This is a genomic window from Mycolicibacterium wolinskyi, from assembly GCF_002101965.1.
GTDB classification, from domain to species: Bacteria; Actinomycetota; Actinomycetes; order Mycobacteriales; family Mycobacteriaceae; genus Mycobacterium; species Mycobacterium wolinskyi.
On the sequence record NZ_LQQA01000005.1, the window covers coordinates 17,705 to 31,581 of the forward strand.

Here is a 13,877-nt window from a genome sequence, read left to right on the forward strand (position 1 = left end):
ACGGCCACTTCCCCTGGCACCCAGCGTTTTTTCAGGTAACGTCCAGAAAACCGGGTAGCAGCGGTGCGGGCGTTCTGCCTGGTAAGGGGGAGCGAGTGGAGTGGCGAATCACCCAGGTGCAACCCTTCATCGACGATGACGAGTTGACTGGTGTCACAGACGTAATCAAACGTAACTGGCTCACCGAAGGTCCGTGTGCTGCCTCGTTTCTCGAGGCGATCAAACAGGAAACCGGAGCGCCGCACGCCGTGCTCGCACCCAACGGCACCCTCGCGCTGTTCCTCGCGTTGCTGGCGCTCGATCTGCCGCGAGACGGTGAGATCATCATTCCGGCGTTCACGTTCTACGCGTCGGCGTCGGCCGCGGTGTTCGCGGGGCTTCGCCCCGTCTTCGCCGACGTCGACCCCGAGACCTTCAACCTCACCGCCGATGCACTCGCGGAGCAGATCACCGATCGGACCGTGGCGGTGATGCCGGTGCACGTCTACGGTCACACCGCGGCTCTGGACGAAATACAGGATGTCGCTGAGCAGCACGGGATCAGGGTGATCGAGGACGCCGCGCAGGCGTACGGGGTGAACTTCAACGGGCGCGCCGCGGGCACCTGGGGTGACGTCGGAGCCATCTCGTTCTTCGCGGACAAGACCATCACCACCGGGGAAGGCGGAGTGGTGCTGACCGGCGACTCCGAACTCTACGAACGCCTTCGCCTGCTCCGAAATCAAGGACGGCTCAACAGCGGTACCTTCAAGCACGACGCCCTCGGCATGAATTTCCGGGTGACCGATCTGCAGTGCGCCGTCGGGCTGTCCCAGCTTCGCAAGTTGCCCGACATCGCCGCCGCCAAACGACGCAACCATGCCCGGTATGTGGACAATCTGCGCGGTGTCGAGGGCATCAGGCAGATGCGGATTCAACCCGGATCGGATCACCTCCCGTTCCGGTTCGCGTTTCTCAGCGAACATCGCGACGCCGTGGTGGCGGCACTCGAGGCGGCCGGAATCCAGACCCGTGGCTTCTTCTATCCACTGCACATGCAGCCGCCGCTCAAGAAGTACGCCGACGCGCCGCTTCCGAACGCCGAAAAGTTGTATTCGCAAGGAATTTGCCTACCGGTGCACACCGGCCTGAGCGCCGCCGACATCGACGAGATCTCGGGCATCATCCGCGGCGTTCACAACGACGCGCGCGCGTCGGGTATGTAAGAATCTAGTTAGCTTCCGAGCAAACATCACCGCTCAACCGGACGGAGGCTCCTGCCAAGTGGAGACGACGCAATCGGCGCTGCCCACCCGACAGGGCCGACACACAACCAGAGCGCTGGTGGCGCTTCTCATCCTGCTCATCGCCGCCACGTCCGCCGGATGCCGCGGCCCCGATCCGACAGAACGTACGGCGACCGTTCGCGGAGCCGACGGCGAACGTACGGCCATCGTCTACCACCCCACGACCGCCCGGCCCGGGGCACCGCTCGTCGTGGTGATGCACGGAGCCAACGGCGCTGCCGCCGACGTGCGAAAGTCGCTGGGGTGGGACGCTCTTGCCGAGCGCGACGGATTTGTCGTCGCCTACCCGGAAGCCTTGGACAAGCGGTGGAACGCCGGATTCTGCTGCCGCCGTTCGGACACACCCGAGGTTGACGACGTGGGGTTTCTCCACGAGCTCAGAGAGAAGCTGATCGCCGAGGACGATGTCGATCCACGGGGTGTCTACGCGGTGGGCGCGTCGAACGGCGGAATGCTGGCGTACGCGTGGGCATGTTCGAAGCCGGACGATCTCGCCGGCATTGCCGTGGTGTCGGGCGCGCTCACGGTGCCGTGCCCCGACCCGCCGCCGATTTCGGTTGTCGCGGTGCACGGATCGAATGACGAGGTGGTACCACCCGCCGGTGGCCTCAGTGTCGGCGGGCCGGGCAACAACCTCAGCTATCCGTCGCTCGATGAAGCCCTTGCCCCATTTCTGGCCGCTGCCTCCTGCCCACCTCGGCCCGAGGTGCAAGACACCGCGGGAGCCGAGGTCGCGATGTGGAAATGTCCGGACGGCCGGGTCATCATCCGTGACATCGTCAAAGGAAAAGGACACGGATGGCCCGGATCCGGAGGTAATTCCGGCAAGAGCACCGCTCCGACAGACCCGACCGGCTACATCTGGTTTGTCTTCAGCCGACTGCGTGGTCTGGAAACCCCGGCGGGCTAGCGGGTGCGGACGGTGACCGCATCGGTCAGTTCGAGAATCCAGTCCTCGTATGCATCGATGGCCGCGGACTCGGAGAGCACTCGGTGCGCGTACTGCCGCCCCTTCGCCCCCATCTTGATCGCACCGGCTTTGTCGTGTCCGGTGCGCAGTGCCGCCTCCACGAGCAACCGCGGATCACCGGACGCCACACACACTCCCGCGGCCGCCGAGTGCATCTCACGGGTCGACGCACTCCTTGGGTCGATGGCTGCGACGACCGGACGACCGGCCGCGAAGTAGGAGGTGAGCTTGCTTGGCACACTCATCTCGGCCACGCCGGGCTTCTCGTTGAGGATCAGTACATCCGCTGCGGCCAAGGCGTTTTCGAATTCTCCGTCCGGCAGCGGATCCAGAAACTGCACCGTGCTCACGTCGGCCGCAAGGTGTTCCAGTGCAGACCGTCGAGCACCGTCACCGAGCAGGACGAAACGTATCGGCAGGTGGGCGGTCTGGGCGATCCGGGCGGCCTCGACGACGTTTTCCAGACCCTGCTTCTCACCCATGTTTCCGGCGTGCAGGGCGATGACCTCGTCGTCTCGCCAGGACAGCCGATGTCGTGTCGCCGCTCGTTCCCCGGTGCCTTGCGTGATGTGGGACCAGTTGCGGATCACCGTCACTTTCGCGGGATCGACGCCGAGGGCGGTGACGGCGGCCGCGAAGGTGTCGTGGATGACCGACACACCGTCGACGCGGGACAACAAACGCCGTTCCAGATCGGCCACCGCCGTCGAGATACGCCCGCCGAACGCTCCGGTCTCGTCAATTGCCTTGCAATACATGTCCTGACAGACCACGCCCACCGCGGTTCGGCCGGACCTACGCCACGTCAGTGCCGTTGCGACGCTCAGCAGTGCCGGGCTGACGGCGAGCACGAAATCCGGCCGGCCGCTGCGGATGGTCGACGCATGTGCGGCGTAGGCCGCTTCCATGGTGATCCGGCCGATACCGGTCGAACTGCGCGGAACCGGGTGGCGAACGCGGGTGACGTCGACCCCATCGATGTTCTCGTGTCGGCGTAGACCGCGATAGCCGGGGGTGATCCGCCACTGCGGGTAGTGCGGGTAGCCGGTCACCGCGCGTACATGGTGTCCACGTTCGACGAGTCCGCGGGCCAGCCCAGAGGTATAGGGTGCGATCCCGGTCGGCTCGGGTTGGTAGTACAGGCCAAGTATCAGGATGTGCAATCCGGATGGTCTCACGGCGGTCAGTCTTCGTGCCGGTTGTTCGGCCGCGTGTGATGGTTGTTGGTGCTCGGGCCGCCCGCCACCCGAACCGGCTGCTTGCCGTTCACGATCGGCTCAGCCGCAAGAGCGTGAGAGCCGTTGTGGGAAACCGTTTTGGGTGTACTCACCGGTGAGCCGTTCTTCGCCGGCGCGGTGTAGCTACCGGGGGCGTACCAGTACCGGCTCTTGCCGAGTGCCCGCGCGGGCACCATGTTCAACACCACGCCCAAGACGCGGGCGCGTACCTGCCCGAGACTTCCGAGCGCGCGGTCGAACTGGTTCTGTGTGGTCTTGCCGGCATGGACGACGAGCAGGACCGCGTCGGCATGCGCGGCGAGCACCGCGGCGTCCGCGGCGGGCAGGATGGGCGGAGCGTCGACCACGATGATGTCGAACCGCTCCCTGAGGGCGGCGAGGATCGGCGGAAAGCGCTGCGAACTCAGCAGTTCGGCCGGGTTTGGTGGAACCGCACCGCTGGTCAGTGCGGTCAGGCCGGGCTGGACCGGTTGCAGTATGTCGTCGACACTTGCCTGACCCACCAATGCTTCGCTGAGTCCGAGACCATCCTTGAGATGGAAGTACTTGGCCACCGACGGGCGGCGCAGATCGCCGTCGAGAAGACAGACCCGCGTACCCACCCGGGCCAGCGCGGCTGCCAGATTGCCTGCGACAGAACTCTTTCCCTCACCCGCCACTGCACTGGTGACGACGATGATCCTGGGTGTCTGGTCCACGGCGGCGAACTGGAGGTTGGTCCGCAACTGCCGGAACGCCTCGCCGCGCGCCCCGTGATCCCCGGCGGGGACGATGGTGGCGGCCCCGCGACTGCTGTCGTGGGCGACTGCCACCAGCACCGGTACGTCACACAGCGTGGCGATGTCGTCGGCGTCCTTGACCGAGGTGTTGAGCTTCTCCAACAACACCGCCAGGCCCACGCCGATGAACAGGCCCGCCAGCAGTCCGACGCCCAAGTTGAGCGGAATGCTCGGCCAGGACGGTGAAGTCGGGGCCACCGCGGGCGTGACGACGGTCGCCTTCACCGGCGACGATCCGCGGGTTTCTGAGGATTCGAGTTCCCCGATGACTTTGGTGAGGCTGTTGCTGACCGAATTGGCCAGGGCGGCAGCTGTTTCCGGCGAATCAGCGGTGGCGGAGATGTCGATCAGCACGGTTTCGAGCGGTACTTCGGCGCTGACCCGCGATGCGAGTTCGGCTGCCGACACCGGCAGGCTGAGTTCTTCGATGACCGGATCGAGCACTGTCGGGCTGGTGACAAGCCGGGAGTAGGACTTGACGCGGTCGGTCGAGAAGTTGCTTCCCTGAAATAGTTCTTGATTGAGATTGCCAGAACTTATCTGTGTGGAAACGAATATCTGCGCATCGGCTTTATATGTCGGCTCCGTCAACAAGATCATGCCCGACGCGGCCGCCACCGACAGTACGACCGCACTGACGATGACACCGAGGTGCTTACGCAGTATCGCTAGATATGCCCGAAGATCCACTTGGCCCTCACTTACTCGCGGAACTGGATCCCGCTGCGTGTTCCCCGCAGTGATTCTGCAGCAGCATAACCTGTGCTGGAGCATTTTGAGCGAACAATGTCGAAGCAAAACTGAACTACACGATGGTGCTTCACGGTTAGCTGTTTCGCTATTCAAATACCCGTTGTGCGGTTCCTCGCGTTTGTGCTGCGGTGCGGTCCGAAGGCGTTTATTCTCCCGCTGAGAAGGTTGCGAAAAGGGGAGGCCCGTGATTCAAGCAAAGAGGGCATTCATCACTGGGATCACCGGGCAGGATGGCTCGTACCTAGCCGAGTTCCTACTCGCCAAGGGGTACGAAGTGCACGGCCTGATCCGCCGGGCGTCCACGTTCAACACCGGGCGGCTGGACCACATCTATACGGATCCGCACGTCGAGGGCACTCGATTTTTTCTGCACTACGGGGATCTGACCGACGGTTCGCGATTGGTGACGCTGCTGCAACGGATCCGGCCGGCAGAGGTCTACCACCTGGGAGCACAGACTCACGTGCGGGTGAGTTTCGACGAACCGGAGTACACCGGTGACACCTCGGCGCTCGGGACGACCCGCATCCTCGAGGCGATCCGGATGATCGGATTGGACTGCCGGTTCTACCAAGCCTCGAGTTCGGAGATGTTCGGCGCGTCGCCGCCGCCGCAGAGCGAGCAGACGCCGTTCTGGCCGCGCAGTCCGTACGGGGTGTCCAAGGTGTATGCCTACTGGATCACCCGCAACTATCGTGAGTCATACGGAATGTTTGCTGTCAACGGCATCTTGTTCAACCATGAGTCGCCGCGCCGTGGCGAGACCTTTGTGACGAGAAAGATCACGCGCGCGGTTGCTCGAATCAAGGCGGGCTTGGACACCGACCTCTACCTCGGCAACCTCGATGCGGTTCGCGACTGGGGATACGCGAAAGAGTATGTCGAGGCGATGTGGCTCATGTTGCAGGCAGATGAACCCGATGACTATGTCGTGGCCACGGGGAGCGCCTACAGCGTGCGTGACTTCGTCGAAATGGCGTTTTCGTATGCGGGCCTGGATTGGCATGAATACGTCAAGTTCGATGAGCGCTATGTCCGCCCCGCGGAAGTGGATTGTTTGATCGGGGAACCATCCAAAGCGCGTGAGCTGCTGGGATGGAAAGCAAAAGTGTTGACGCCGGAGTTGGTGGAATTGATGGTGGACGCTGACTACGAGCTCGCGCTCGCCGAGGTCCGCAGCCGTGGCTGACGTGCATCCGATCGACAGGGGGTCGCGAATCTACGTCGCCGGTCACCGCGGCCTGGCCGGGTCGGCCATCAAACGCGCCTTCGAGGCCGCCGGGTTCACCGACATCGTCGGGGTGGGGTCCGATGAACTCGACCTTCGGGACCGGGACGCCACGTTCGACTACATCGGCTCGGTGATGCCCGACGTCATCGTCCTGGCGGCCGCCAAAGTCGGTGGCATCGTCGCCAACAACGCCTATCCGGCGGAGTTCCTGTCCGACAACGTGCGCATCCAGGTCAACGTCATGGACGCCGCGAGAGACGTCAAGGTCAGACGCCTGGTCTTCCTGGGGTCCTCGTGCATCTATCCGAAGCACGCGCCGCAACCGATCCAGGAATCCGCCCTGCTCAGTGGCGCCCTCGAGCCGACAAACGACGCGTACGCCGTCGCGAAAATCGCGGGGATCACGCATCTTCGGGCGGTGCGCCGCGAGTACGGCCTCAACTGGATCGCGGCGATGCCGACAAACCTGTACGGTCCCGGAGACAACTTCGACCCCGAGAATTCGCATGTACTGCCGGGGATGATCTATCGCTTCCACAACGCCGTACAGCACAACGAGCGCACCGTCGTCCTCTGGGGATCCGGGCGGCCGCGGCGTGAGTTTCTGCATGCCGATGATCTCGGCAGGGCGGTCGTCCAACTCCTCGATCGCTACGACGGGCCCGACATCATCAACGTCGGAACCGGGCAGGACCTGACGATCCGCGAGCTCGCGCACCACGTGGCGCAGGTGGTCGGTTTCTCCGGAGAGATCGCGTGGGACACCCAGCGCCCCGACGGGACATACCAGAAGCTGCTGGATGTTTCGCGGATCAGCGCCTTGGGCTGGGCGCCCCGGGTCGCGTTGTCCGACGGCATCCGTGACGCCTACGAGTGGTTCCGGACGAACGTCGCGACAACCTGCGTTGGGCACTGAGATGGGGGCATACCGTTGACTGATACCGCCATCCCAGCAGCGGAAACCAAGGCCGTCGAGGCCGAGTCGAAGCCCGTCGGCAAGGCGGGCACGGTAAGCGCGCACATCGGCGGGCACCGCAAAGACATCGAGGGCATGCGCGCGCTGTCGATCCTGATGATCATGGTCTGGCATGCCGGCTTCAACATCCTGCCCGGCGGATTCGTCTCGCTCGACGTGTTTTTCGTCATCTCGGGCTTCTTGATCACCCAGCTGCTGGTCGAGGAGCTTCGGACCACTGGGCGGCTGCGGTTGCGCCGCTTCTACGGCCGACGTGCCAAGAGGCTCCTGCCTGCACCGACCGTCGTGATCATCGTGACCGCATTCATCGCACTGTTCGTGCTGCCGCGCAGTGAGTGGATGAGCACGGCATTCGACATCATCTTCACGGCGCTCTACAGCATGAACTGGTGGCTGGCCGCGCAGAGCACCGACTATTTCAACCAGAGCACGACGCAGAGTATCTACGAGCATTTCTGGTCGCTCTCGCTCGAAGAGCAGTTCTATCTGGTCTGGCCGTGTCTGCTGGCCTACGTGGCGATGCGGTCGTTCCAACAGGGCAGACGCAGTCTGGGTCCTCCGCTGCTGATCGCGTTCGCGCTCATCGGAATTCCGTCGTTCGCGTGGTCGGTGTACTACTCGGCGGTCCAGCCGGGGCCCGCGTACTTCGTCACCACGACGCGCGCCTGGGAGTTCGCGCTCGGCGGGGCGTTGGCCATGCTCACGTTCACCGATCGGAAGCTTCCGCGGTGGCTGGCCATCGTGACCGGATGGGCCGGGCTGATCGCGATATTCGTGGCCGCCAGGGTCTTGACCCCGTCCGACGCCTATCCGAGTTATCTCGCGCTGATTCCGTGCCTGGCGACGTGCGCGATGATCACCGCCGGGTTCACCGCGGGACGGGCCGGTCCGGTCGCATTGCTCGGCACGGCGCCGATGCAGGTGGTCGGGCGCATGTCGTATTCGCTCTACCTGTGTCACTGGCCGGTGCTGACGCTGACCGCGGTTGCCCTCGGGCACGAACTCTCGCCGGTCGAAGGTCTTGTCGTGGTGGCGCTTTCGGCCATTCCCGCCTACCTGCTCCACCGCTACATCGAGAACCCGATCCGATACTCGCGCACGCTGTTCCGGGATTCTGCGCACATGCTGAAGGCGGCCGCGGTCGCGACGTGCGTTTCGCTGCTGTCGGGAATGACCTTGTACATGGCCAACTGGCCGCCCCCGCCGCCGTTCGTGGCGCCGACGATCGCGACCCTGGCCATCGACGACGGCACCGCCGATGACGGTTCCTTCGGCGGTGTGGCCAAACCCGACCCGCGCTCCAACCCGAACTCGATTCTGGGCGCGGGGATACTCGGTGACCCGCCGCTCGGAGATCCCAACGGGGCGCCGAAGGACACGTCCAACCAGATCGTGCCGGACCCCACCGTCGCAGGCGAGGACTACATCCAGTGCACGCAGGTCATCGAGAGCAGCGAGGTGCGGACGTGCGCCTACGGGAAACAAGACTCCGATACCGTCGTCGCCGTCGTCGGCGATTCGCATGCCAATCAATGGATTCCCGGCCTCTCGAAAGTGGCGGAAGCGAACGGGTGGGCCCTCGTCGAATACACCAAGGCGGCGTGTTCGTTCTCCGATGTGCTGGTGGCCACGAAAGACCAGAAGGCATACCCGTCGTGCAACGAATGGAGCGCCGCGGTACTCGACCGGCTGCTGACCACAGAACGCCCGACCATGGTCATCACGACACAGCTGTCGAAAGGTGTCTTCGTCAACGGCCAACTCAGATACGACCCGGTCGGCAAGGATGTGCTCTCGGACGGGCTGCGGCGCTACTACCAGGCGCTCGCGGACGCGGGCATACCGGTCCTGGTGATCCAGGACAGCCCGGAACCACAGGAGGACATCGCGGACTGCGTTGAGCAGCACCCGACGAAATTGACGGAATGCTCGGCCGATCGGGCGGCGATGCTGCCCGCCGACCACAACGCGGAACAGACCCGAGCCGCCAACGGCCTGCCCAACGTCCGCCTCGTCGATTTCAACGATGCGATCTGCCCGACCGAACGCTGCGCCCCGGTGATCGGCAACGTCCTGATCTATCGCGACAACAGCCATTTGACGGGGACCTACGTCCGGACCTTGGTGCCGGTCATGCAAAAACGAATCACGTTGCCGTGAAGTCGCCGTAGTGAACCGGACGAGGGCGCAGATGCGAGGGCACGGGCAGGCATGCTTGTTCTTCGGCGCGGGCGCGTGGGGGCGCAACGTCATCGAGGCCTTCGTCGCGTGCGGAGGTGACCCGCGTGGGTTCTTGGTGCGCGCAAACCCCGAGACCCGTCACTGGCTTTCGGCGAGGTTTCCCGGAGTCATGATCAGCAGCGATCCGACCGAGCTGTTGGATTCGGTTGCCGCGCCCATCGTGGTGGTCGCAACGCCGCGGGACACGCACGCCGATCTCGCCGAGCTGGCGTTGCGGGCACGCCGCGACGTGTTCGTCGAGAAACCCATGGCGACCGAACCCGCGGATTGCACACGGCTGACGTCGATCGCCGATGCCGAGGGCGTGGCCCTCTTCACCGGCTTCACCTACCTCTACCACGGCGCGTATGCGTGTCTACGAGATGCCATCGCGGCCAATGAGATCGAACAATTGACGTTTACCTGGAACCGGCCCGGACTACGTGGCCCTACCGAGTGGGAGTTGCTGCCGCACGATCTGGCCATCGCGATCGGTCTGACCGGACAGACGCCGGCGCGGATCCGGCTCGAGGTGACCGGCGGCCGCGTGCAGTGCCGATGGGCCCTCGACGACAACCGCATCGTCCAGATCGAACACGACGGTGGCGGCTCGGGTCCCAAGGACAAGAGAGTTCGTGTGGTGACCAAGCGCGGCGATGTCTGGGAGTGGCGCGGAAATCACCTCGCCATGTGGGATTCGGCCACGGAGACGAGCAAGCCCGACCTCGCCATCGACTACTCGCGGAAGGAACCGCTTGTGCGCGAGGTCAAGTGGTTTCTCGCGCATCGGGCAGACCGGTCGGCGATGCGGGCCGACGCCGCGCTCTCGTCGAGCGTGACCGAACTGATCAACCGTGCGCTGACGGAAAAACAGGAGTGAGACGTGACACTTACCGCACCACCGAACGGACGAGTCGCAGTGATCGGCGCCGGGGTCTTCGGCGTCACCGCGGCAGTACATCTGGCCCGCGACGGTTGGCAGGTGGGGCTTTTCGAGTCCCAACGGTCGATCATGGTCGGCGCCACCGGCAACAACGTGTTCCGGCTGCACCGTGGTTATCACTATCCACGGAGCCTCGACACCGCTCGCGAGACCAAGCAGAGCGTCGAATCCTTCGTAAGGGAGTACGGGGAGGCGGTGATTCGTTCGAAGCAGCACCTCTACGCGATCAGCAAGTTCGGCAGCCGGGTGACCGCCCAGCAGTTTCTCGAGCATTGCCGTCAGGCGGCTCTCGAGGTCGATGTGGTGTCCTCGCCGCTGTTGAAGACCGAATCGGTGGAGCTCGTCATCGAAGCACTGGAATGGCGGATGGACCCCGTGGATCTGCGCGCGATCGGCCAACGCCACATCGCGGCCGCGGGGGTCGAACTCTTCCTGGAAACCGAAGCGGGACCGAGTGTCGTCGACGACTACGACTACGTCGTGCTGTGCGGGAACGCCAAATCCAACGCCCTCATGCGGCAGTGGGGTGTCGCACCGCCGCGCAGACAATTCGAAGTCTGCGAAGTCGCGATCATGAAGGGCGCCGAGCTCGGTGACACCGACATCGTCGTCATGGACGGCCCGTTCAACTCGTTGTCGCCATACGGTCGGCGTGAAGGTCTCCACATCCTCTACGACGTCGAGCACAGTGTGCATCACCGGTTCGTGTCGGAGACGTTCGAACCACCTGAGCAGTACCGGGCACTGCTGTCCAATCCAGCGGGTGAACAAACGGAACTCACCGCATTCGAAGCCATGATCAAGACCGCAAGGCGATACGTCAACGGGCTGGACAACGCCGAGTACTTCGGATCGCTCTGGAGTGTGCGCACCGTGCTCGCCGACGTGGACGCGACCGACGCCCGACCCACGATCGTCAACTGGGTGGCCCCGACCGTCATGACCTTGTTCTCGGGGAAGCTTGTCACCGCGGTGACGGCGGCTGAGTCCGTCGTGACCGAACTACGGGCGAGGTCCGGGCGCGACCACGCGCAGGCCGTCGTGCCAGAGCACCTGTGTGCCAACTGAATCAGGGCTTCGATACGCGCCTTGTTTCAGATAGCTGGACTCCGCCATACCGAGCGTCGGCCGGTGGTGCATGGGCACGCTCAGCCGTCCGTTGCGCCATACCTCGACGAATCCGACGTGAGGATCCGCCGAGAACTTGACGTGCAGGACATAGTCGACCCACATGCCGCGCGCGATATCACCGATCGGCCGCCGGAACTGAACCGAGCGCGCATCGCCCCCCAACTCGAGCTCGCCGTCCAACGAAACCTGCAGCGTCAGTGCCGGTATCGAATCGTCGGCCGGAAGCCACTGCATGATGACGAACCAGTCGTGCGCGCCGGTTCTCGGGTTGCGGAAGTCCGCGTCGAACTTGACCGACAGCTCATACCATCGTTCGTCGCCTTCGCGGACCGATGCGCCGCCTGCCGGATCGCCTGCCGTGCGTACCTCCGAACGGATTCCGCCGCCGAACGGCGGAACGTCTCCGTCGCGGATCTCGAACCGCGCGGCCGTGGCGTGGCCGGACCCGCCGTCGCGCACACAGGCGTTGTAGCCGCAGTACTTGCCCGGAAAATTGTTCCATCCGCGAGTCTGCAGCGTGGCCCACTGAGTGAGATCGCCGGTGTCATAGTCACCGGTGAATACCACCTCGGAGTCCAGCGAGACCGGGCACGTGCCTGCGGCGGTCGGGACCGAGATGGGACAGGACGTGGCAACCGGTGTTGCCGATGAGTTGCCGCCACATGCGGTCGAGGCCGAAATCGACACAACTGCAACGGTTGCGGCGATCGCCGTCGGCAAGCGCATCACCGGGTCCGGATCACCCGCGCCGGCCGGCCGGCGACGATCGTGTCAGGTGCGACATCGTGTAGCACCAGGCTTCCGGCGCCGACCACAGCCCCGTAGCCGATCACGACGGAGCCCAGGATGATGGCTCCATTGCCGATCAGGTTGTCGCCGGCCAGCCGAATATGTGTCTCCGGCATCCCGCCGCCCGGGTAGATCGGTTGCCCGGCCGGCGGGATGACGTGATCGTTGCCGATGAAGCACACTCGGCTCGATATCAGCACTCCGTCCCCGACCGTCAGATCGACCTCACACAACAGATCGCTGCCGATCCTGACGTCATTGCCGGCGCGGAAGAAATTGGGGCTCAGAATCCTGGCGTTTGCGCCGACCGAGAACCGATGGCCGACATGCACTTTCCCACCGCTCATGACCTGAAGCCGCAACAGGCGCACCTTGCGTACGGCAGCGCGAAGCGGTGTGAGCCAATGCGCTATTCGCCTCTCACCCGTCGTCGTCAACTGCGCCTCGCCAACGCCACGAATGGCTGGATCATTCGCTCCGTCGAGTACTGCGACCGGATCTCGTCGGCCATACGGCGCGAATCGAACGGCCAGTCGCCCTGGTAGACAGCGACGATCGCGCGACTGCACTGGTCGACGTCGTCGGTGTCGAACACGATGCTGTTCGTCGGGTTGAGGGCCTCGATCTCCGGCGCATGCGGATCATCCCTCGGGTAGATGACGGGCAGGCCGAACCCCAGTGCCTGCGTGACGTTCAGGCCGACGTAGCCGGGTGACAACAATGCCCGGCACCGCTGGAAGATCGGGGCCAGCACGGCGAGGTCGCTCACCCAACCGTGAAGCCGCACCCGGTCCGTCAACTCGGCGGCGCTGAGGTAGGCGCGCACGTCGTCTTCCTGTGGTCCGGCTCCGACCACGTGCAGCGAGGTCTGATCGGGCAGGTGAGGAAGCGCCTGCTCGAACGCCGCCAGGCCGAGCAACGGCTTCTTGTCGGCGACGAGCCGACCGATCATGATCAGATCGGTGCATCGAGCGACGTCGCGAATGTCGTACGCCGACAACTGCGCCGACGAATAGAGCGAATTGCGGGCCGGGATGACCGGCTTGTCGGGAAAACACGTCTTCAGTTCGGCGGCTTCGGTTTCGGTATAGGTGATCAATTCGGAGCACAGCCCCTGCATGAACCGGCGTGGGCGGTTGAACTCGGGCTTCGATCCGCGCCGTGAGTGCGCATGACCCCATGCCGAGGCCTGCCGGAAGGTCAGGAGACGACTGATCAACAGCAGCCAGGACGTGAGATTGCGCGGATTGAGTTCGATGACCAGGTTCTTGGCGAGGAATCCGAGCATGAGGCAACCCGGTTGCCACACCAGCTTGCGGCCCATCAGATAGATGTTGTGGCCGGTCTTGCGAACTATCGGCGAGTCGACGTCGGTGACCACCCCGTCACCGAATTGTCTGTCGCCGACCAGGAACAGGACGTCTTCACCGGATTCGGCGAGGGCGCGGACGAACTCCTGGCGGTATGAGGGCATCGCGAGCTGGGGCACGACCAACGCATGTCGCCGCGGCCAGGAGTGCCGTGTCGTGTGACTGCGCCAGCTTGTTGATACCGCCTCGGC

At 64.3% G+C, this 13,877-nt stretch carries 12 protein-coding genes; 7 read left to right on the forward strand and 5 right to left on the reverse strand.

All coding sequences use genetic code 11. The features are described 5' to 3' along the window. Positions 1-95: 95 nt before the first annotated feature. Both AWC31_RS01965 and AWC31_RS01970 read left to right on the forward strand, forming a co-directional pair. Complete coding sequence (locus AWC31_RS01965) at positions 96-1,205, forward strand: DegT/DnrJ/EryC1/StrS family aminotransferase (protein WP_165765882.1); 1,110 nt, start codon at positions 96-98, stop codon at positions 1,203-1,205. Between the two features lie 58 nt (positions 1,206-1,263). Continuing rightward, a complete protein-coding gene (locus AWC31_RS01970; RefSeq protein ID WP_133060063.1) occupies positions 1,264-2,196 on the forward strand; it encodes a CE1 family esterase in 933 nt (310 codons plus the stop codon). Here the strand turns inward: AWC31_RS01970 and AWC31_RS01975 are convergent. Further along, positions 2,193-3,434: a glycosyltransferase gene (locus tag AWC31_RS01975; protein WP_085142278.1), complete on the reverse strand. Its 1,242-nt coding sequence runs from the start codon at positions 3,432-3,434 to the stop codon at positions 2,193-2,195. The genes AWC31_RS01970 and AWC31_RS01975 overlap by 4 nt on opposite strands. Before the next feature lie 5 nt (positions 3,435-3,439). Continuing rightward, positions 3,440-4,963 (reverse strand): tyrosine-protein kinase domain-containing protein, encoded by a 1,524-nt coding sequence (locus AWC31_RS01980; protein WP_165765883.1) that lies wholly within the window; start codon positions 4,961-4,963, stop codon positions 3,440-3,442. A gap of 247 nt (positions 4,964-5,210) precedes the next feature. Here AWC31_RS01980 and gmd point away from each other — a divergent pair, with 247 nt between their 5' ends. Genes gmd through AWC31_RS02005 form a run of 5 tightly spaced genes read left to right on the forward strand, consistent with a single transcriptional unit; the run spans position 5,211 to position 11,464 of the window. Beyond that, positions 5,211-6,215, forward strand: a complete 1,005-nt coding sequence (gmd, locus tag AWC31_RS01985) for a GDP-mannose 4,6-dehydratase (RefSeq protein ID WP_085142281.1) — start codon at positions 5,211-5,213, stop codon at positions 6,213-6,215. Continuing rightward, a complete protein-coding gene (locus AWC31_RS01990; protein ID WP_110774873.1) occupies positions 6,208-7,173 on the forward strand; it encodes a GDP-L-fucose synthase family protein in 966 nt (321 codons plus the stop codon). The genes gmd and AWC31_RS01990 overlap by 8 nt, the downstream gene beginning before the upstream one ends. A gap of 15 nt (positions 7,174-7,188) precedes the next feature. Further along, the gene (locus AWC31_RS01995) at positions 7,189-9,393 is read left to right on the forward strand and encodes an acyltransferase family protein (RefSeq protein WP_085142284.1); all 2,205 of its coding nucleotides are present in this window, start codon (positions 7,189-7,191) and stop codon (positions 9,391-9,393) included. A 10-nt stretch (positions 9,394-9,403) separates the two neighbouring features. Continuing rightward, complete coding sequence (locus AWC31_RS02000; protein WP_133060064.1) at positions 9,404-10,333, forward strand: Gfo/Idh/MocA family protein; 930 nt, start codon at positions 9,404-9,406, stop codon at positions 10,331-10,333. Positions 10,334-10,336: 3 nt separating this feature from the next. Continuing rightward, positions 10,337-11,464: an FAD-dependent oxidoreductase gene (locus AWC31_RS02005; protein ID WP_085142288.1), complete on the forward strand. Its 1,128-nt coding sequence runs from the start codon at positions 10,337-10,339 to the stop codon at positions 11,462-11,464. Here AWC31_RS02005 and AWC31_RS02010 read toward each other — a convergent pair. The 3 genes from AWC31_RS02010 to AWC31_RS02020 form a co-directional block, all read right to left on the reverse strand. Next, positions 11,399-12,214 carry a polysaccharide lyase family 20 protein gene (locus AWC31_RS02010; RefSeq protein ID WP_165765884.1) on the reverse strand — a complete coding sequence of 272 codons (816 nt, stop codon included), beginning with the start codon at positions 12,212-12,214 and terminating at the stop codon, positions 11,399-11,401. The genes AWC31_RS02005 and AWC31_RS02010 overlap by 66 nt on opposite strands. Before the next feature lie 38 nt (positions 12,215-12,252). Continuing rightward, positions 12,253-12,678: an acyltransferase gene (locus AWC31_RS38105; protein WP_272937904.1), complete on the reverse strand. Its 426-nt coding sequence runs from the start codon at positions 12,676-12,678 to the stop codon at positions 12,253-12,255. Positions 12,679-12,749: 71 nt separating this feature from the next. Next, on the reverse strand, positions 12,750-13,805 hold the full coding sequence (locus AWC31_RS02020) for a glycosyltransferase (protein ID WP_165765885.1): 1,056 nt from the start codon (positions 13,803-13,805) through the stop codon (positions 12,750-12,752). Between the last annotated feature and the right edge of the window lie 72 nt (positions 13,806-13,877).